This is a genomic window from Saccharopolyspora sp. CA-218241, from assembly GCF_050954615.1.
GTDB classification, from domain to species: Bacteria; Actinomycetota; Actinomycetes; order Mycobacteriales; family Pseudonocardiaceae; genus Saccharopolyspora; species Saccharopolyspora cebuensis.
In genome coordinates this window covers 2696755-2715091 of record NZ_CP191860.1, presented here as the reverse complement: position 1 = coordinate 2715091, position 18337 = coordinate 2696755, and the positions used below count along the sequence as shown (strand labels likewise).

Genomic DNA, 18337 nt, shown 5'->3' with positions numbered 1-18337 from the left:
CAGCGGTGAGAAATGCACCGGAAACGAATTGCACCCGAATGCCGAATCCCGATTCGCGGCGGTGCGGGCGGAATGCCGGATTCAGCGGGCGGCGCTCATCGGCGGGTACCGCCGCGACCGCCGCCGGGCCTCGCGCGCGGCGAAGCGGGACAGCAGCACGACCAGCAGCAGCCCGAACAGGAGGTAGGGATTGCCGATCAGGTGCTGCGCGGCGGTCCACGGCGGCCCGGCGGGCTGGTCGCGGAACGTCGCGGTGACCGCCGCGACGACGCCGAGCACGAACAGGGCCAGCCAGCCCGGACTGCGCAGCCGCAGGGCGCAGCCCAGCAGCACCAGCAGCCCCGGCACGCACCACACCCAGTGGTCCGACCACGAGGTCGGCGAGATGAGCAGCCCGAGCAGCGCGTTGGCGGTCACCGCCAGCACCGGCTCCACCCGCCGCATCGCCATCAGCACCAGCACCGCGCACACCAGGCAGCCGACCACCCACAGCGCGGTCTGCACCCCGGAGGGCAGGTCGGTGCGCGCCAGCGCCCCGGCGATGGACTGGTTGGTGTGGAACGCCGACCCGCTCACCCCGTGCGCCGGTCCGGTGCCGAACCAGTAGGAGAACGCGGCGCGGTAGTCGAGCACGAATCCCACCAGGGTCGCCCCGACACCGGTGAGCACCGCGACCAGCATCGCCCGGAAGTCCTTGCGGACCAGGAAGAACAGCACGAAGATGGCCGGGGTCAGCTTGATCGCCGCCGCGATGCCGATCAGGGTTCCGCGCGGCCAGCGCGGGTGCCGCACCAGCGTGTCGAGCACGACCAGGCCCAGCAGCGCGATGTTGACCTGACCGAGGCCGAAGGACGAGTGGACGGGCTCCAGGAACAGCGTCAGCGGCAGCAGGGCCATCGCCACGGCGAGGGCGCCCTGCCGCCCGACCGATGGCCACAGATGCCGGGTGACCAGGTACAAGGCCGCGCCCAGCGCCGCCAGGTCGACCGCGTACAGGGCGAACAGGCCGACCGAGAACGGCAGCAGCGCGAACGGCAGCAGCGGCAGCAGCGCGAACGGCGGGTACACCCACGGCAGGACCCGGCCGATGCTCACGGTGGGCGCGGAGTTGACGATGTCCCCGCCGTCCAGCCAGGTGTGCACCGCCCAGCGGTAGACCTGGTAGTCGATCCCGCTGCCGCTGTGCAGGCCGGCCCTGCCCAGCAGCACCATGACGGCCAGCGACGCCAGCAGGGCTGGCACCGAGACCGCGATGATGGTCCGGGACCGCCCCACGACCACCGCGCGGAGCCGCTCCGGCAGGTCGCCGAGGTCCAGGACGGCCCGACCGGATTCGAACTGCACCGGAGCCAACTGAATCCCTTCGTCCACGCGGCCCGGAGGTAACGGTTCACCCGTGCGTGGTCGTCCGATCACGCGGAGCCAGGGCGGAGCCGCGGTACCCGCCCCTGGAGAACCGCAAGACCTTAACGCACCGGCCGCAACGCCCTCCGGCAGCGACGCGGCCGGGTCACCGCACCGTTATCCGAGCGTCCGCTCGACCCCGGCCAGCGCCTTGGCGAGCAGGGTGCCGAGCCGCGCCATCTCGTCCTCGGTCAGCGCGTCGAGCACGCCGCGCTCGCGGACGACCTGCTCCGGGAACAGCCGGTCGATCAGCTCGTAGCCCTCCTCGGTGAGCCGGACGTCGACCTCCCTGCGGTCCCGGGCCGAGGTCGCCCGGCTGATCAGGCCGAGCGATTCGAGCCGGGTCAGCCGCTTGGTGGTGGCCGCGCCCGAGGACAGCGTCTCCCGGGTCAGCTCGCTGGGGCGCAACCCTCCCCCGGCCCGGCGCAGCGCGCTGAGCACCTCGAACTCCGCACCGGTGACCCCGTCCTCGGCCAGCGCGGTCTCGTTCACCTGTTTGAGCAGCGCCGTGAGGCGCAGCACCCGGCCGACCACGCCGACCGAGGAAACGTCCAGGTCGGGGCGCTGCCGCCGCCACTGGTCCTGGATCCGTCCGACCGCATCGTCCAACGGGACTCCTTTTACCGGTAAAACACCTGATAATATTTTACTCGTGAACCAACAGTCGAGCCGCTGGAGCACCGCCCTGCACCATCTCAAGCACGTGCTGCGCGCCCGCGACGCGCTGCGCGTGACCACGCCGATCGGCGGCGTCCTGGTACCCGCGTTGCGCGTCGGCGTGTCGATGGCGATCCCGATCCTGCTGCTGGTCTCGCTCGACCGGATCGACCTGGTGCCCTTCGCCGCGCTGGGCTCGTTCACCTCGCTGTACTGCCGGGTCGACACCTACTCCCGCCGGGCCTGGCTGCAACTGCTCACCGCGGTCGGCATCGTGGCCGGGGTGGCGGTCGGCGCGATCACCTCCGCCGCCTCCGGCGGAGACATCGCCAAGGTCCTCGCGGTAGCGGCCGTGGCCACCGCCGCCAAGCTGTTCTCCGACTCGCTGGCGTTGGGCGCCCCCGGCGGGCTGATGTTCGCCTTCGCCGCCGGAGCCGCCGCGTACGTGCCGCAGCAGTGGTCCGACGTCGCCCTGCACGTCGGGGTGGCGGCCGGATCGGCCGCCCTCTCCTACGCGCTGAGCATGGCAGGCGGGGTGCTGCACCCCAGCGGGCCGCAGCGGGTCGCCACCGCCCGCGCCGCGTCCGCGGTCGCCGACCACTTGGAGCGGGGCACCCCGGCGTCCCGCCACCACGCCCACGCCGCCGTGCAGCGCGCGATGGGCACGCTCAGCAGCGGCCGCGCCACCCACGACCAGCTCCGCGGGCACCTGCTGCACGCCCGGCGGGTGCTGCACCGCCCGGAACCGGGTGCCGCCGCGACGCTGCGGGAACTGGCCGCGCGGGTGCGGCGCGGCCGGGTGCCGGAATCGGGGGGCCCGGGCGCGGAGGTCGAGGTCCGGTCGCCGCGCCGCCCCCCGTGGCAGGCCGTCCAACCGCACCTGCCCAACGCCGCCCGGATGGCGGTCGCCGCGCTGGTGTCCGGTCTGCTGGTCGCCGCGGTGCACCCCGACCACGCCTACTGGGCGGTGGTGTCGGCCAGTTCGGTACTGCAGGCCACCAACGCCACCGGAACCTGGCACCGGGCGTTGCAGCGCATGTGCGGCACGGTGGCCGGCGGCCTGATCACGCTCGTGGTGTTCAGCTTCGACCCGGGCCCGCTGGTGATCATCGCGGTCGTGGTCCTCGCGCAGGTCGCCGCCGAGCTGGTGGTGATGTCCAACTACGCGCTGGGCCTCACCTTCGCCACCCCGATCGCGCTGTCGCTGGTCGCGCTGCGCCAGCCCGGCGAGTCCTTCGCGCTGGTGACCGAGCGGGTGGGTACCACGCTGGTGGGCGCGGCCATCGGTACCGCGGTCAGCCTGCTGCTGATCAACCGGCACATCGCGCACCGCCTGGAACACGCCCTGCTGCGCTGCGAGCGGGCCCAGGCCGAACTGCGGTCCTGCGATCCGGAGCGGCTCACCCCCGCCCGGGCGGGCCTGCTGAGCTCGGTGTTCGCGCTGCGCGACGCGCACTCGCTGGCCGACGGGGAGCTGTGGCCGCGGCAGAAGCGCACCCAGGAGGTGCTGGACACCGAGCACCGCGCGTACGAGCTGCTGGCCGAATCGGTCCCGGTGCGCTGACCCGACGCGGCTCCCCGGGCGGAATGCCCGGGGAGCCGCGCGGATGACGGGTGGTCAGCGGTCCTTCTTGCCCGTGACCGCGTCCTTGATCTTCTCGCCGGCCTGCCTCAGGCTGCTCTTCGCCTGTTCGGCCTTGCCCTCGGCCTGCCACTGCTCGTTGCCGGTGGCGTCGCCGATCCTCTCCTTGGCCTGGCCCTTGAGCTCGTCGGCCTTGTTCTGGGCCTTGTCGTCGGTCGCCATGCGTGGACCTCCTCCACGACGTCGCGCACTGGCCGTGCGCCGGACAGGGCCGGACGGGACCGCTGCGCGGTCCCGCTCACCCGGGACCTACCCGAGGGCCCCCGGGGCCAAACCCGGCGTCCGCTGTGGACGCTCACCACACGTCGGCGATCGGGTGCGCCGCCGGGTTGGTCCACCCGGAGCGCGGCACCGGTGGCAGGGCGCGCAGCAACAGCTCCCGGGTGTCGGCGGGGTCGATCACGTCGTCGATCTCCAGGTGCATCGCGGTGTTGAGCGCGCTGCCGTTCTCGTACATCGCCGCGACGAGCTCGTCGTAGCGCCGCTGGCGCCGCTCCGGGTCCTCGATGGCTTCCAGCTCCTTGCGGAACCCGAGGCGCACCGCGCCTTCCAGCCCCATCCCGCCGACCTCGCCGCTGGGCCAGGCCACGGTCAGCGCGGGCTTGACCATGCTCCCGCCCGCCATCGCCATCGCGCCCAGCCCGTAGCTCTTGCGCAGCACGACGGTGGCCATCGGCACGGTGAGGTGCGCGCCGTGCACGAACAACCGGCCGAAGTGGCGCACCGCTGCGGTCTTCTCCGATTCCGGGCCGACCATGAACCCCGGCGTGTCGCACAACGAGACCACCGGCAGCCCGAACACCTCGCACGACCGCAGCAACCGCGCCACCTTGTCGGCGCCGTCGGCGTCGATCGCCCCGCCGAGCACCACCGGGTTGTTGGCGATCAGACCCATCGGCCGACCGCCGATCCGGACCAGCGCGGTGACCGCGCACCGGCCGAACCCGGGCCGCAGCTCCAGCACCGACCCGGGATCGCAGAGCAGGTCGATCGCGGCGTGCACGTCGTAGGCGCGCTTGCGGTCCTCGGGTACCACGTGGCGCAGCAGGCGCTGGTCGGCGGCGTCGGCGCCGAGCAGGTCGCCCTGGAAGTAGCCGAGGTAGCGCCGGGCCACCGACACCGCCTCCGCCTCGTCGGCGACGGCCACGTCCACCACGCCGTTGGCGGTCTGCACGTCGATCGGACCGATGTCCTCCGGGCGGTGCACGCCGAGCCCACCGCCCTCGATCATCGCCGGACCGCCCATGCCGATGGTGGCGTCCCGCGTGGCGATCACCACGTCGCAGGTGCCCAGCAGCGCGGCGTTGCCCGCGAAGCAGCGCCCCGCGGCGATGCCGACGGTGGGCACCCGTCCGCTGAGCTCGCCCAGCGCGAGGAACGACGGGGTGTTCAGGCCGCCGCCCTTGGGGACGTCCACATCACCGGGCCGGCCCCCACCGCCCTCGGCGAACAGCACGACCGGGTAATCGCGCTGCCGGGCGACCTCCAGCACCCGGTCGGTCTTGCGGTGGTTGTAGTAGCCCTGGGTCCCGGCCAGCACCGCGTAGTCGTAGGCGAGCACCGCGCAGGTGCTGCGCTCGGGCCCGAAGTGCTCCCCGTTGACCCGGCCGACGCCGGTGACCATGCCGTCGGCGGGGGTGTTGCGGAGCAGGTCGTCGAGCTCGCGCCGGGAGCGCTGCGCCGCGACGGCGAACCGGCCGTACTCGGTGAAGCTGCCCGCATCGACGAGATCGGCGACGTTCTCCCGAGCCGTGCGCAACCCCAGCGCGTGCCGCTTGCGCACCGCCTCGGGTCTGCTGCCGTCGGCGAGCAGCTCCGCGCGGGCCCGCAACCGGGCGAGGTCGGGCCGGACGTGGTCCGGATCGGGGGTGTCGTCGACCCGCTCGGCCACCGCCGGGTCGTCGCTGCCCAGCACCAGCGCGACCGGGCACCCGGCCTCGACGAGCTCGCCCTCCCGGTGTTCGATCCGCGCCACCCGGCCACCGCGGTCGGCCCGGACCGCGTGCTGCATCTTCATCGCCTCCAGGACCAGCAGCACCTGGCCGGGCGCCACCGGGTCGCCCTCGGCGACCTCGACGGCGACCACCAATCCGCTCAGCGGGGCGGCCACCGCACCCGGTTCACCGCTCGGCACCGGTCCCGGTGCGGCGGGTACCAGCGCGGCGAGGCGCTCGTCGGCGGTCCCGGTGCGCCAACGCCCCTCCGCGAACTCGTCGGAGCCGAGGATCGCCCGCTGCACCGCGAGATTGGTGTCCACGCCCTCGATCCGGGTCTCGCCGAGGGCCCGCAGCGCCGACCGGCGGGCGGCGGCGAACCCGGTCGGCTCGTGCACCACGACCTTGGCCAGCAGCGAGTCGAACCCGGGGTGCGTGCGGTGTCCCGCGCGGGCGGCCGCCTCGACCCGGATGCCGCGCCCGGTCGGCAAGTCGAACCGGGTGAGCGCGCCGGAGCGCGGAAGGACCTCGCCGTCGGCGGTCATGGTCTCGGCGTTGACCCGGATCTGCACCGCGCTGCCCCGGGGTTCCGGCACCCGCTCCGGGGCCAGTCCGACCGCCGCGAGGCCGGCACCCGCCGCCAGTTCGAGCTGGGTGCGGACCAGGTCAAGCCCGAGCACCTCCTCGGTGACGGTGTGCTCGACCTGCAACCGCGGGTTGACCTCCAGGAAGAAGAATTCCTCGCCGGTGACGAGGAATTCCGCGGTGGCCAGGCCCCGGTAGCCGGACCCGCCGAGCAGCCGGGTCGCCGCCGCCAGCACCCGCCGCCGCACCTCGGGGTCCAGCCCCTCGGCGGGGGCCACCTCGATGAGCTTCTGGTGCCTGCGCTGGACGCTGCAATCCCGGTCCCACAGGTGCGCCACCTCGCGGCCGTCGCCGACGAGCTGCACCTCGACGTGCCTGGCGCCGGTGAGCAGCCGTTCGACGTAGAGCTCCCCGGAACCGAAGGCGGCCCGCGCCTCGGCGCCGCAGGCGCGGAACGCCGCGGCCAGCTCGTCGGCGTCGTCGACCACCCGCATCCCGCGACCGCCGCCGCCCGCCACCGCCTTGATCAGCACCGCGGCCGGCGCGACGGCGTCGAGGAAGGCGCGCGCGTCCCGCTCGGTGGCCGCGGCGGTGCCGGGCAGCACCGGCACGTCGAGCTCGGCGGCCAGGGCGCGCGCCTTCGCCTTGTCGCCGAACAGCTCCAGCAGGTCCGGCGCCGGTCCGACGAAGGTCAGCCCGGCGCGCGCGCAGGCGTCGGCGAGCGCGGCGCTCTCGGAGAGGAACCCGTAGCCCGGGTGGACCGCGTCCGCACCGGCCCGGCGGGCGGCGTCGACGACCGCCGCCACGTCGAGGTAGCCGGCCGCACCGGTGCCGGGCAGCGCCACCACCTCGTCGCAGCCGTCCAGGTGCGGGGCGTCGGCGTCGTCGGCGGTGTGCACGCCGATCGAGCGGATCTCCAGGACCTCGGCGGCCCGGCACACCCGGCGGGCGATCTCGCCACGGTTGGCGACCAGCAGTCGACGCGGCGACCTCACGCGTCCTCCTCGACGAGTCGGCGGGCGCGGTCGAGCAGGTCGCCCTTCTTGACCTTCCCGGTGGCGGTCATCGGCAGTTCGGCGACGATCTCGAACCTCGGCACCTTGTAGCGGGCCATGTTCGATTCCGCCCAGCCGCGCAGCGCCGCCGCGTCCGGCTCCGCTCCCGGGACCGGCACGACGAAGGCGAGCGGCCGCTGCCCCGTCGCCGGATCGGGCACCGGCACCACCGCCGCGCCGAGCACGTCGGGGTGCCGGGCGAGCAGCGCCTCCACCTCCGAGGGGAACACGCTCATCCCGTTCACCTTGATCATCTCCTTGTCCCGGCCCAGGTAGTGCAGGCAGCCGTCCTCGTCGACCAGCCCGATGTCACCGGTGCGCAGCCAGCCGTCGCGCAGCACTTCGGCGTCGGCGTCCGGGCGGCGCCAGTAGCCGGTCAGCAGCGACGGGGTGCGGATGGCGATCGCACCGCGCTCGCCCAGCGGCAGCGGTGCGCCGTCCTCCGGGTCGACCACCGCGAATTCCGTGCCCGGCACCGGAAGGCCGCAGAACACCGGCTCCGAGCGCAGGTCCCGATCGTCGTCGGCGAACCCGTAGGTGAAGGTGTCGGCGGTGTGCGTCTCGGTCATCCCGTAGGAGGCCTCGCGCAGCACGCTGTGCGCGCCGACCCGGTCCGACCACCGGCGACGCAGCTGCGGAGTCAGCTTGCGCACGAACGACATCGAGCGCGGGTTGTCCACGCTGGACAGATTCCGGGTGGCGAACTCCGGGTGCTCCATCAGCTCGACGTAGTTGTCCACCGTGCCCACGACGTCGGTCACCCGGTAGCGCTCGACGGCGCGCAGCACCGCGGTGGCGTCCCAGCGGTTGAGCAGCACCACCGTGGCGCCGTGCACGATCGGCACCAGGATGCCGAAGTCCTCCCCGGCGATCCAGAACACCGGCACGTAGCCGAGGTAGACGTCGGGGCCGTCGTCGCGCCGCGGCGGACGCGCGGCGCGCGCGGTCACGGCGGTGTAGAGCATGTGCCGCTGGGTGTGCTCGCAGCCCTTGGGCATCCCGGTGGTGCCGCCGGTGTAGTTCAGCGCGGCCAGGGCGTCGAGGTCGGCGTCGCGGTGCGGTGCCCGCGGCGAGGCGGACACCCGGGACCACTGCTCGCCGGGCGGAGCCCGGTGCAGCGCAGGCGGGACCGGGATCGCCGGATCGGCCGGGACGAAGTCGGCCGGGGAGGTGGCCAGCACCTCGCGCAGCGGGGTGTCGGCGCGGACCTGCTCCACGAGCGGGAGCAGCTCGGTCGCCGCGACCAGCACCTCGACCCCGGCGTCGCGGAGTTCGTGGCGCAGTTCGTGCTGCTGGAACATCGGGTTGACCGGCACGTGCACCGCGCCCGCGCGCAGGATGCCGAGCATCGCGACGGTGAACTGGGGGCAGTTCGGCAGCAGCACGCCCACCCGGTCGCCGGGGCGGACCCCGACGCCGAGCAGCCAGCCGGCGAACCGGTCGACCGCCTCGTCGAGCTCCGCGTAGGTGATCTCGGTGCCGTAGTAGACGATCGCCGGGTGCGCCGGGCGCTCCCGGGCCCAGTGCCGCAGGTGGTCGGTCACCGCGATCTCGCCGAGCGGGTGGACCACCTGCCGCGCGATGCCCTCCGGCCAGCTCCGGCGTTGCCGTTCTCGCAGGTCGTCGAGGTAGCGCTCCACGTCCATGCCGGTCTCCTCCCGCCCGCGCCGCTGCGGCATACCGACCAGTCGGTCGCACGGCACCAGCGTTGTTCCGCCAGGGCGGCGTGTCAACACACGGATGGACCAGTCCGCGCCGATCGGGAGGGGGCTCAGGGCTCCAGCGGGTAGAGCCCGGGCAGGTTCACCACGATGGCCTCCTGCGTGCTGCGGGCGATCACCACCACGGCCTGCTCGTCCGGATCCGGGTTCTCCTCCCGGTGCGGGACGAACGGCGGCACGAAGACGTAGTCGCCGGGCCCGGTGCGGAGCCGGACCTCCTCGGTGCCGTCGTGGAAGACGAACTCGGGATGGCCGCTGACCACGTGGATCGCCGTCTCCGACTCGCCGTGGTGGTGGTCGTCCGAGGCGGTCGCGGGCGCCACCCGCGTCTCGCCCATCCAGATCCGCTCCGCCCCGACGAGGTCACCGCTGATCGCGGCCAGCCGCCGCATCCCCCCGGTCTGCGCGGTGCCGGTGTCCAGGTCGGCGGCGCGCACGTGGTGCAGCCGGGAGCGCAGCGGTGCCGCTCCCGCCGCCGGGAAGTCCGGGTGGAACGCGTCGGCCATGGCATCCTCCTCGTGTGGTCCGCACCGCACCGGTAGCACAGCGGCGGGGCGCACCGGAAGTCCCGGTGAACCCGGCGCTCGCGCCGAACGGCCCTCCGGGGTGGTGCGCCGCGCTCGCGGGCTACCGTGGGACCGTGCTCCTCCCCGACCGCCGCGCGGGTGCCGCGTGATCGAACGGATCCTGCCGCCCGAGGTCCGGGTCGCCGAGGCGCGCGAGGACCCGCCGGACGTGGCGCTGTTCCCGGCCGAGGAAGCGCTGGTCCGCCGCGCCGTGGACAAGCGCAGGCGGGAGTTCGGCACCGGGCGGTGGTGCGCCCGCCGCGCGCTGCGCGAGCTCGGCGTCGCCGACGCGCCGCTGCTGCGCGACGAGCGCGGGGCACCGCGCTGGCCGGACGGCGTGCTGGGCAGCATCACGCACTGCGACGGGTACCGCGCCGCGGCGGTGGTCCGCGCCGGGCGCTGGCGGGCGCTGGGGATCGACGCCGAGCCGGACTCCCCGCTGCCCGGGGGCGTCGGCGAGGTGATCGCGCTGCCGGAGGAGCGCCGCGCGCTCGCCGCGCTGGGCACCGATCTGCCGTGGGACCGGATCCTGTTCAGCGCCAAGGAATCGGTCTACAAGGCGTGGTACCCGCTGACCCGCGCCTGGCTGGAGTTCGAGCAGGCGCGGGTCGAGCTCGACCCGGGGGCACCTTCCGGGCCGAGCTGCTCGTCCCGCCCCCGGTGGTCGACGGCGAGCCGCTGACCGGGTTCAACGGCCGCTGGCACCGGGAAGGCGGCGTCGTGGTCACCGCGGTGGTGCGCTGATCCACCGCTTCGCCAGGTCGATGGCCTCGAAGGTGATCTGGTGGCCGCCCTCGTGCCAGTGCTCGGTGACCTCGGCGCCGCGGCCGCGCAGCACCGCGACCAGGTCGCGGGCCGCCACCATCGGGGCCATCGGATCGCGCTGGCCGCCGGAGAGCAGCACCCGGCTGCCGGACAGGTCCCGCTCCGGGGAGTCCGGCAGCGGCAGCATCGCGGAGAACAGCACCGCCTCGTCGAGCACTTCGGGCCGCAGCAGGGCCAGGGCCGCCGCGATGTTGGCGCCGTTGGAGAAGCCGACCGCCACCACGCGGCGGTCGGCGACGCCGTGCTCCTGCCGCGCGGCGGTGACGAACTCCGCGAGCTGACCGGTGCGGGCGACCACGTCCTCGTGGTCGAAGACGCCCTCGGCGAGCCGGCGGAACCAGCGCGCGGCGCCGTTCTCCGACACCGGACCCAGCGGAGCCAGCAGCGGCGAACCGGGGCTGATCTCGCGCGCGAGGCGGACCAGGTCGCCGGGGCCGCCGCCGGTGCCGTGCAGCAGGAGCAGCAGCGGGGCGTCCGGGACGCCGTCGTGGAATTCGTGGGTGAGCCCGCTCATCCTCGCTCCAAGTCGTTCTCGCTCGGCAGGTCCAGCGTGGGCAGCAGGTTTTCGATCTGCTCCCGGTTCGGCTCCAGCCACGGCGGGAGCTTGAGCGCGCGGCCCAGCTCCAGCAGCGGCTCGTCGGCGGTGAAACCGGGCTCGTCGGTGGCGATCTCCAGCAGCGTGCCGCCCGGCTCCCGGAAGTAGATCGACCGGAAGTACTGGCGGTCCAGCACGGAGGTGACCTCCACCCCGTCGTCGACGAGCTCGGCGCGCCAGCGCCGCTGGGTCTCCTCGTCCGGTGCCCGCCAGGCGACGTGGTGCACGGTCCCCGCGGCGACCAGTCCGCGCGGCGCGTCCGGGGACACCTGGACGTCGACGAACGCACCAGGCCCGCCGTCGCCGGCGGCGAAGCGCAGCCGGTCGCCCTCCTCGGCGACCAGCCGCAGCCCGAGGTCCCCGAGCATCCCCGCGGTGGCCTCGTCCCGGTGCACCGAGAGGGTCACCGAGTGCAGGCCGCGGATCGCGTGCTCGGCGGGGACGTGCCCGTTGTCCCACGGCACCCGCGGGTCGCCCTGCGGGTGCGCGACCAGCGCGAGCGCGAGACCGTCGGGATCGCGGAAGCCCAGGGCCTCTTCGCCGTCGCGAGCGGCGACCTCGCCCACCTCGATGCCCAGACCGGTCAGGTGTTGCTTCCACCAGCCCAGCGAGTTCGCCGGGACCGACAGCGACGTGGTGGTCGCCTGCCCCGCGCCGCGGCGTCCGCTCGGCGCGTCCCGCCACGGGAAGAAGGTGATCAGCGAACCGGGCGCGCCCGCCTCGTCGCCGTAGTACAGGTGGTAGGTGCCGGGGTCGTCGAAGTTGACGGTCGTCTTCACCAGCCGCAGGCCCAGCGCCCGCAGGTAGAAGTCGACGTTGCGCTGCGGGTCGCCCGCGATCGCGGTGACGTGGTGCAGCCCGCTGGTGGCGATGGTCATGGTGGACTCCTGCGATCGGTCGTCGCGGACGCGCGGCCGGCCCCTCGTCGGTCGCGCACCCGGATCGGGTCGCGGCGCGGTCGGCGTTCAGTGTCGCCGCGATGACGACGAGCCGCTCGGCCCGCACCGCGGGCGATGTGGCTCCCGCCCGCCGCGCCCAATCACTTTCTAGAAAGAGATTACCCAGAATTTATCTTCCATGCAAGAGTTTCGCGTGGGAGCTGTTAGACTTCCGGGACGCACGAGACGCGGCGGAGGGAGCAACCGTGGGTGAGCCGGACGCGCGGACCGATGACGACGAGATCGTCACCTGGTGGGGTCTGGTGATCGAGGGTTACCACGTCACCCAGGACCGGCTGATGCGGGAGATCGACGCCCGCTTCGGGCTGGCCCCCGCCTCCTTCGACATCCTGATCCGGCTCGTGCGCACCCCCGAGCAGCGGATGCCGATGACCCGGCTGGCCCGCGAAGCGGCGTTGAGCAGCGGCGGGTTCACCAAGGTCGCCGACCGGTTGGCCACCGCCGGGCTGATCCGCCGCGAACCCTGCGAGACCGACCGCCGCGTCACCTACGCGGTGCTCACCCAGCGCGGGCGGGAGCGGGCCGAGGACGCGCGGCAGCTCTGCGCCCGGGTGCTGCGCGAGAGCGTGCTGGACCCGCTCGGCGAGGACCGCGCGGCGGCGCTGGCCGACGCGATGCGCACCCTGCGCGGCGCCAACGGCTGACCGGTGTCCCGACTGGACGTTGCGTCCCACCGGTGATCGGATGGTGTCCGGTCGGCGCGCGCCACTCCGCCGACCGGAGAGGACGACGATGGCGACCGAACGGATCCTGATCACCGGTGCCTCGGGCACCATCGGCCGGATGCTGCGCGAGAGGTTGCGCGCACCCGGCCGGACGCTGCGGCTGCTGGACAAGGTCGCGCCGCCGGAGGGCGGGCCCGGCGAGGACGTGGAACCGATGGCCGGCTCGGTGACCGACACCGCGCTGCTGACCGAGGCCTGCCGGGACGTCGACGCGGTGCTGCACCTGGCCGCGCTGCCGGTGGAGAACACCTGGGAACGGATCCTCGCGGTCAACGTGGACGGCACCCGCGCCCTATTGGAGGCCGCGCGCGGCGCGGGCGTGCCGCGGGTGGTGCTGGCCTCCAGCAACCACGCCGCCGGGTTCCATCCCGCGACCGGAACCGACCTGCCCGCCGAGGCCGCGCCGCGCCCGGACACCTACTACGGGTTCAGCAAGGCGGCCACCGAGGCGCTGGGCAGCCTCTACCACTCCCGGTACGGGATGGACGTGCTCTGCCTGCGCATCGGGGCCTACGGCGACCGGCCGGACGACGAGCGCGGCCTGTCGATCTGGCTGTCCCCCGAGGACGGCGGGCGGCTGTTCGAGGCGTGCCTGAGCACGCCCTCCCCCGGGTTCCGGGTCGTCTGGGGCGTCTCGGCGAACACCCGGCGCCTGGTCTCCCGGGCCGAGGGCGAGGCGATCGGCTACCACCCGCGCGACGACGCCGAGGTCTTCGCCGACCAGGTGCGGTTCTTCCCGCCCGGCACCGAGCGGGACTTCCTCGGCGGGACGTTCACCACCGCAGCCCTGGGCGAACCGATGTGATCGGCGAACCGATGTGATCCGGCCGGCTCCGGGGTTCCCGCCGGAGCCGCCGGGCACGAGCATCAAGTCCCGCGCCGACAGCGCCGCGCTGCCGACGAGGCCCACGCACGAAGCTGGAGGAACGACATGCGCGAAGCGGTCATCTGCGAACCGCTGCGGACCCCGATCGGCCGGTTCGGCGGGGTGTTCACGACGGTGCCCGCCGCCGAACTGGCCACCACCGCGATCCGGGCGCTGCTGGAGCGCACCGGGCTGCCCGGCGACGCGATCGACGAGGTGGTCCTCGGGCACTGCTACCCCACCAGCGACGCCCCCGCGATCGGCCGGGTGGCGGCGCTGGACGCCGGGCTGCCCGTCGAGGTAGGCGGAACCCAGGTGGACCGGCGGTGCGGCTCCGGGTTGCAGGCGGTGCTCGACGCCGCGATGCAGGTGCAGACCGGGGTCGGCGACGTCCTGCTGGCAGGCGGCGTGGAGAGCATGAGCACCGCGCCGCTCTACACCACCGAGGCGCGGTGGGGCGTGCGCGGCGGCGGTCTGGAGCTGCACGACTCGCTGGGGCGCGGCCGGGTGACCGCGGGCGGCGAGAACCACCCGGTGCCGGGCGGCATGATCGAGACCGCCGAGAACCTGCGGCGCGAGTACGGCATCCCCCGCGCTGAGCAGGACGAGCTCGCCGCGCGTTCCCAGCAGCGGGCGGCGGCGGCCATCGCCGACGGCCGCTTCGACGACGAGATCGTGCCGGTGGCGGTGCGCTCGCGCAAGGGCGAGACCGTGGTCGACGCCGACGAGCACCCGCGCCCGGACACCACCGCGGAGTCGCTGGCGGCGCTGCGGCCGATCATGGGCGGGCAGGACCCGGAGGCCACCGTCACGGCGGGCAACGCCAGCGGGCAGAACGACGCCGCCGCGGTCTGCGTGGTGACCACGCCGGAGCGGGCCGCGGAGCTGGGCCTGCGCCCGCTGGTCCGGCTGGTGTCCTGGGCCCGGGCCGGGGTCGCGCCGCGCACGATGGGCATCGGCCCGGTGCCCGCCACCGCGACCGCGCTGCGGCGCGCCGGGCTCGAACTGTCCGATGTGGATCTGATCGAGCTGAACGAGGCGTTCGCCGCGCAGGTCCTCGCCTGCACCCGGGAGTGGCGGCTCGCCGAAGCCGACTTCGACCGGCTCAACGTCAACGGCTCCGGCATCTCGCTGGGGCACCCGCTGGGCGCCACCGGCGGCCGCATCCTGGCCACCCTCGCGCGCGAGATGCACCGCCGCGACGCGCGGTACGGCCTGGAGACGATGTGCATCGGCGGCGGGCAGGGCCTGGCGGCGGTGTTCGAGCGGATCTGAGCCGCCGGGCCGCGCTCCGGTCCGCGGTGCGGGTGCGCCGCGGACCGGAGCGCCCGGTCAGTCGAAGAGCACGATCTGCCGGGCGACCTCACCGAGCTTGAGCTCGTCGTAGGCCTCGTTGATGCCCTCGAGCCCGACCGTGCCGCTCACCATCGAATCCAGGTCCAGCTTGCCCGCCAGGTACATGTCGACGTAGCGCGGCATGTCCACCCGGAACCGGTTCGAGCCCATCGTCGAACCCTGGATCCGCTTCTCCTGCAACAACGACGGCCCGTCGATCTCCACCTTCTCCCCCACCGGGATCATCCCGATGATGGTGGCGGTACCGCCCGGCCGCAGCATGTCGAAGCACTGCTGCGCGGCGCTGGCCACGCCGACCGCCTCGAAGGAGTGCTCCACGCCTCCCGCGGTGAGCTCGCGCACCGCCGCCACGGCGTCCACCTCGGCGGCGTTGATCACGTCGGTGGCGCCGAACCGCCGCGCCAGGTCGAGCTTGCTCGCCACCCGGTCGATCGCGATCACCCGGCCGGCGCCCGCGATCACCGCGCCCTGCAACGCGGAGAGCCCGATGCCGCCGCACCCGACCACAGCCACCGTCTCGCCCGGCCGCACCCCGGCGGTGTTGATCACCGCGCCGGCGCCGGTGGTGACCCCGCACCCGATGAGCGCGGCCTTGTCCAGCGGCATGTCCTCCCGGATCTTCACCGCGCCGTGCTGGTGGACCAGCATGTACTCGGCGAAGCTGGAGGTGAAGAGGAACTGGTGCACCGGCTGCCCGTCCCGGCTCAGCCGCGGCGGCGCGGACGAGGGACGCAGCACGCCTTCCTTCGAGCAGAGCTGCGGACGTCCGCTCAGGCAGTAGTCGCACCGCCCGCAGAACACCGACAGGCAGGTGATGACGTGGTCGCCGGGGGCGAACCCGGTGACCCGGTCGCCGACCGCCTCCACCACCCCGGCCGATTCGTGCCCGAGCACGACGGGCAGCGGGTACGGGTACTTGCCCTCCATGAAGTGCAGGTCGGAGTGGCACACCCCGGCCGCCACCGTGCGGACGAGGATTTCATCGGGAGCCGGGGAATCGACGTCGATCTCGCCGATCACGAGCGGTCCGGGGGCGGATTCCAACACTGCGGCCTTGCACTGCATGGCGGTCACTCCTGGTGCGGGAGGGCGGTGGACCGGGGTCGGCGCGAAGATGATCTCGTTTTCCCCCTTCTAGCCCGGTCCCACCCGCCCTGTCAACACGCTGCCCGCCCGCCGGATCCGTTGCGGGAGCGGGGATCCGCGGCGCTACCGGAGCACCGCCCGCGCGGCTATCCCGCCGCCGACGACGAGCAGCAGCGCCGCCAGCGCCCAACGCCGCCCGTCCCGGACGTCGTCCTGCGCCGCGGCCGCGTCGTCCTCGGCCAGCAGCGGGATCGGCGGCGGTGGGGGCCGCCGCACCGGTGTTTCCGGCGGGGCCGGCGGCGCGGTCGGCACGGCGGGTTCCGACCGGACCGGGACCGCGGGCCGCGGCGGCACGGGTGACGCGCTCTCCGGCGGCGGTTCCGGCGCGGGCGGTTCCGGCGCGGGCGGCACCGGCGTCGGCGGAGGTTCCGGCGCCGGTGCAGGTTCCGGCGGCGGTGGTTCCGGCGGCGGAGGCGGTGGACCGGGCGCCCGCGGCAGGCAGCCCGCGGCGTCGGAGTGCAGCACTCCCGCGCGGGTGGCCAGCCGCGTCGTCGTGCCGTCCGGGGCGATCCGGTGCAGCGCGGCGCGTCCCGCGCGGTGCACCACCACGTACAGCGACCGGTCCGGGCCGATCACCAGCGCGCCGTAGCCGCCGCGCGCGAGCCCGTCGAGCCGGGCGCGGACCGACACCGCGCCGTCGTCGGCCAGGCGCACCAACGCGGTCCCCGAACCGGTGCGGGCGACGCCGAGCAGGGCCCCGTCGACCGGGTCCACGGCCAGGTCGTGCAACCCGCCGACGGCGGGCCGGAGCCGGTGCGAGGCGACCACGTGCAAGTACCGCGGCGAAGCGGGATCGACGTCGACCACGTGCAGCGCGCCGCGCCCCACGAGGTACCAGCGGTCGCCGCGGATCGCGCCACCGGTGGGCACGAACGACGGAGCCGACCGCAGCGCACCGAGCTCCTCGGCGGAGCCGTCCGGCCGCCAGGCGACCACCCGGCGGCCCGGCGCGACGGCGTACACCCGGTCCTGCGCCGCGGCGTGGCCGAGCGCGGTCCAGCGCCGCGGGGACACCCGCAGCACCGCGCCGTCCCCCGCCGGCAGCTCCACCCGGGCCAGCACCGTGGTGTTCGGCGTGCCGATCGCGAACACCGCGGTGCACGGCGGTTGCGCCCGCGCGGCGCCCGGCAGGGCGCAGGTGGGCACGAGCACGGCGACGACCAGCGCGGCGCGGCTCAGCCGCCGGGGCATCAGGAGCGCCCGAGCCGGTCCAGCGCCCAGCGGAAGGCGTCCGGATCGATGCTCGACCCTCCGCTGAACGGGTTCTGGAGCTGGTGGATGGCGAACAGCATCAGCGCCAGCGCACCGGCCAACGTGGACACCAGGAGCACGTGCGGCCCCAGTCGGGTACCGCCGAAGAGGTTGGGCAGCACGACGCACACCACGCTGCCGAGGATGAGCACGAACCACACCACGGCCACCACGCCTTCGTCGAAGGCGCGGGTCAGCCGCTCCTGCCGCTCCTGGTAGACCTGCCCGAGCTGGTCGGCCGCCTCGGTCTTGCGGCCGTCCTGCCAGTCGCCCTGCGATCCGGCCGCCAGGACGGTGGCGCGGACCCGGTCGAGCTGCGCCCAACCCGGGCCGGTCACCTCACCGCCGATCCGCATCACCGGCCACTCCTGGTCGATCACGGTGCGGGCGTACCGGGCGCTGAGGTCCCGCACCTGCTGCCCGGCGCCCGGTTCCAAGGCGTCCACCGCCCACGCGACCGAGACCAGCGCCTGCGCCTCCCGGTACGTCCCGTCGCGGGCGTCGGAGACCGCGTCGAACAACTTCACCAGCACGAAGGCCAGCACCACCGCGTGCAGGCCGTTGACGATGGTGAACACCTGGCCGGCCGCGTCGTTGTTGCTGCTGCGCCCCTCGTCCTGCCCGATCCGGCGCACCAGGTAGCCGACCGCCCCGGCGATCAGGGCCGCGCCGAACACCCACAGGGCGCCGACGAGGTAGGTGCTCATCCCGACCCCCCCGCGCCGCCTTCCTCGAACGCGGGCAGCGCGCCTCCCGGCGGTTCCGGGATGAGCAGCTCGCCGATCTCGCAGCCGAGCACGGCGCAGATCACGTCGAGGTCGTCGAGCTTGATGCTGGCCGGGGTCTTGGCCCACAGCCCGGACATCTTGCCCGCCGAGATCACCAGCCCGCCGCGGGCGAGCCGGTGCTGCAGATCGGTCGCCTTCCAGATGCCCCGCTGCGCGGCCGCCAGCCGGAGGTTCCACCTCACCGCGGCCACCCCCCGCCGGCCGCCGGACCGCTCCGTTCGCGGCCCGCGCACCGCACTCCCCTGCGGACAGACAACTCGACC

At 74.3% G+C, this 18337-nt stretch carries 17 protein-coding genes; 5 read left to right on the top strand and 12 right to left on the bottom strand.

The window, feature by feature from the left end:
* Positions 1-81 precede the first annotated feature (81 nt).
* Positions 82-1371: a glycosyltransferase family 87 protein gene (locus ACQP0T_RS13010; RefSeq protein WP_433873295.1), complete on the bottom strand. Its 1290-nt coding sequence runs from the start codon at positions 1369-1371 to the stop codon at positions 82-84.
* 150 nt (positions 1372-1521) lie between these two features.
* On the bottom strand, positions 1522-2013 hold the full coding sequence (locus ACQP0T_RS13005) for a MarR family winged helix-turn-helix transcriptional regulator (RefSeq protein ID WP_433873293.1): 492 nt from the start codon (positions 2011-2013) through the stop codon (positions 1522-1524).
* Between the two features lie 43 nt (positions 2014-2056).
* Here ACQP0T_RS13005 and ACQP0T_RS13000 point away from each other — a divergent pair, with 43 nt between their 5' ends.
* Entirely contained in the window at positions 2057-3625 is a 1569-nt protein-coding gene (locus tag ACQP0T_RS13000) for an FUSC family protein (protein ID WP_433873291.1), read from the top strand.
* A gap of 54 nt (positions 3626-3679) precedes the next feature.
* On the opposite strand, the gene ACQP0T_RS12995 is transcribed toward ACQP0T_RS13000, so the two are convergent.
* The 4 genes from ACQP0T_RS12995 to ACQP0T_RS12980 all read right to left on the bottom strand — a co-directional run bounded on the left by ACQP0T_RS12995 (position 3680) and on the right by ACQP0T_RS12980 (position 9504).
* The gene (locus ACQP0T_RS12995; protein WP_433873289.1) at positions 3680-3865 is read right to left on the bottom strand and encodes a CsbD family protein; all 186 of its coding nucleotides are present in this window, start codon (positions 3863-3865) and stop codon (positions 3680-3682) included.
* A 133-nt stretch (positions 3866-3998) separates the two neighbouring features.
* Complete coding sequence (locus tag ACQP0T_RS12990) at positions 3999-7217, bottom strand: carboxyl transferase domain-containing protein (protein ID WP_433873288.1); 3219 nt, start codon at positions 7215-7217, stop codon at positions 3999-4001.
* Positions 7214-8923, bottom strand: a complete 1710-nt coding sequence (locus ACQP0T_RS12985) for an AMP-binding protein (RefSeq protein WP_433873286.1) — start codon at positions 8921-8923, stop codon at positions 7214-7216. The genes ACQP0T_RS12990 and ACQP0T_RS12985 overlap by 4 nt, the downstream gene beginning before the upstream one ends.
* A 125-nt stretch (positions 8924-9048) precedes the next feature.
* Positions 9049-9504, bottom strand: coding sequence for a cupin domain-containing protein (locus ACQP0T_RS12980; RefSeq protein WP_433873284.1), 456 nt, complete (start codon positions 9502-9504; stop codon positions 9049-9051).
* Positions 9505-9670: 166 nt separating this feature from the next.
* Between ACQP0T_RS12980 and ACQP0T_RS12975 the strand changes: the two genes are divergently transcribed.
* Entirely contained in the window at positions 9671-10246 is a 576-nt protein-coding gene (locus tag ACQP0T_RS12975; protein WP_433873282.1) for a 4'-phosphopantetheinyl transferase family protein, read from the top strand.
* 42 nt (positions 10247-10288) lie between these two features.
* Here ACQP0T_RS12975 and ACQP0T_RS12970 read toward each other — a convergent pair whose 3' ends face one another.
* Together ACQP0T_RS12970 and ACQP0T_RS12965 are read right to left on the bottom strand one after the other, a co-directional pair.
* Entirely contained in the window at positions 10289-10903 is a 615-nt protein-coding gene (locus ACQP0T_RS12970; RefSeq protein ID WP_433873280.1) for an alpha/beta hydrolase, read from the bottom strand.
* The gene (locus ACQP0T_RS12965) at positions 10900-11862 is read right to left on the bottom strand and encodes a ring-cleaving dioxygenase (RefSeq protein WP_433873279.1); all 963 of its coding nucleotides are present in this window, start codon (positions 11860-11862) and stop codon (positions 10900-10902) included. Before ACQP0T_RS12965 ends, ACQP0T_RS12970 begins: the two co-directional genes overlap by 4 nt.
* Positions 11863-12128: 266 nt before the next feature.
* On the opposite strand from ACQP0T_RS12965, the gene ACQP0T_RS12960 reads away from it, so the two are divergent.
* The 3 genes from ACQP0T_RS12960 (at position 12129) to ACQP0T_RS12950 (ending at position 14808) form a co-directional block, all read left to right on the top strand.
* Positions 12129-12587: a MarR family winged helix-turn-helix transcriptional regulator gene (locus ACQP0T_RS12960; RefSeq protein ID WP_433873278.1), complete on the top strand. Its 459-nt coding sequence runs from the start codon at positions 12129-12131 to the stop codon at positions 12585-12587.
* Between the two features lie 88 nt (positions 12588-12675).
* On the top strand, positions 12676-13473 hold the full coding sequence (locus tag ACQP0T_RS12955) for an NAD-dependent epimerase/dehydratase family protein (protein ID WP_433873276.1): 798 nt from the start codon (positions 12676-12678) through the stop codon (positions 13471-13473).
* A gap of 126 nt (positions 13474-13599) precedes the next feature.
* Complete coding sequence (locus tag ACQP0T_RS12950) at positions 13600-14808, top strand: acetyl-CoA C-acetyltransferase (RefSeq protein WP_433873274.1); 1209 nt, start codon at positions 13600-13602, stop codon at positions 14806-14808.
* A 57-nt stretch (positions 14809-14865) separates the two neighbouring features.
* On the opposite strand, the gene ACQP0T_RS12945 is transcribed toward ACQP0T_RS12950, so the two are convergent.
* The 4 genes from ACQP0T_RS12945 to ACQP0T_RS12930 form a co-directional block, all read right to left on the bottom strand.
* Positions 14866-15954 carry a Zn-dependent alcohol dehydrogenase gene (locus tag ACQP0T_RS12945; RefSeq protein ID WP_433873272.1) on the bottom strand — a complete coding sequence of 363 codons (1089 nt, stop codon included), beginning with the start codon at positions 15952-15954 and terminating at the stop codon, positions 14866-14868.
* A 144-nt stretch (positions 15955-16098) separates the two neighbouring features.
* Positions 16099-17226 (bottom strand): DUF6923 family protein, encoded by a 1128-nt coding sequence (locus tag ACQP0T_RS12940; RefSeq protein ID WP_433873271.1) that lies wholly within the window; start codon positions 17224-17226, stop codon positions 16099-16101.
* Positions 17226-17993, bottom strand: a complete 768-nt coding sequence (locus tag ACQP0T_RS12935; protein WP_433873269.1) for a hypothetical protein — start codon at positions 17991-17993, stop codon at positions 17226-17228. Before ACQP0T_RS12935 ends, ACQP0T_RS12940 begins: the two co-directional genes overlap by 1 nt.
* Entirely contained in the window at positions 17990-18256 is a 267-nt protein-coding gene (locus ACQP0T_RS12930; RefSeq protein ID WP_433873267.1) for a helix-turn-helix domain-containing protein, read from the bottom strand. The genes ACQP0T_RS12935 and ACQP0T_RS12930 overlap by 4 nt, the downstream gene beginning before the upstream one ends.
* Positions 18257-18337 lie beyond the last annotated feature (81 nt).

What these genes read in the sequence shown, in the direction of transcription:
- ACQP0T_RS12935 (WP_433873269.1), bottom strand. Translation starts at nt 17,993, where the DNA reads ATGAGCACCTACCTCGTCGGCGCCCTGTGGGTGTTCGGCGCGGCCCTG.
- ACQP0T_RS12995 (WP_433873289.1), bottom strand. Translation starts at nt 3,865, where the DNA reads ATGGCGACCGACGACAAGGCCCAGAACAAGGCCGACGAGCTCAAGGGC.
- ACQP0T_RS12970 (WP_433873280.1), bottom strand. Translation starts at nt 10,903, where the DNA reads ATGAGCGGGCTCACCCACGAATTCCACGACGGCGTCCCGGACGCCCCG.
- ACQP0T_RS12955 (WP_433873276.1), top strand. Translation starts at nt 12,676, where the DNA reads ATGGCGACCGAACGGATCCTGATCACCGGTGCCTCGGGCACCATCGGC.
- ACQP0T_RS12985 (WP_433873286.1), bottom strand. Translation starts at nt 8,923, where the DNA reads ATGGACGTGGAGCGCTACCTCGACGACCTGCGAGAACGGCAACGCCGG.
- ACQP0T_RS12945 (WP_433873272.1), bottom strand. Translation starts at nt 15,954, where the DNA reads ATGCAGTGCAAGGCCGCAGTGTTGGAATCCGCCCCCGGACCGCTCGTG.
- ACQP0T_RS12940 (WP_433873271.1), bottom strand. Translation starts at nt 17,226, where the DNA reads ATGCCCCGGCGGCTGAGCCGCGCCGCGCTGGTCGTCGCCGTGCTCGTG.
- ACQP0T_RS12965 (WP_433873279.1), bottom strand. Translation starts at nt 11,862, where the DNA reads ATGACCATCGCCACCAGCGGGCTGCACCACGTCACCGCGATCGCGGGC.
- ACQP0T_RS12950 (WP_433873274.1), top strand. Translation starts at nt 13,600, where the DNA reads ATGCGCGAAGCGGTCATCTGCGAACCGCTGCGGACCCCGATCGGCCGG.
- ACQP0T_RS12980 (WP_433873284.1), bottom strand. Translation starts at nt 9,504, where the DNA reads ATGGCCGACGCGTTCCACCCGGACTTCCCGGCGGCGGGAGCGGCACCG.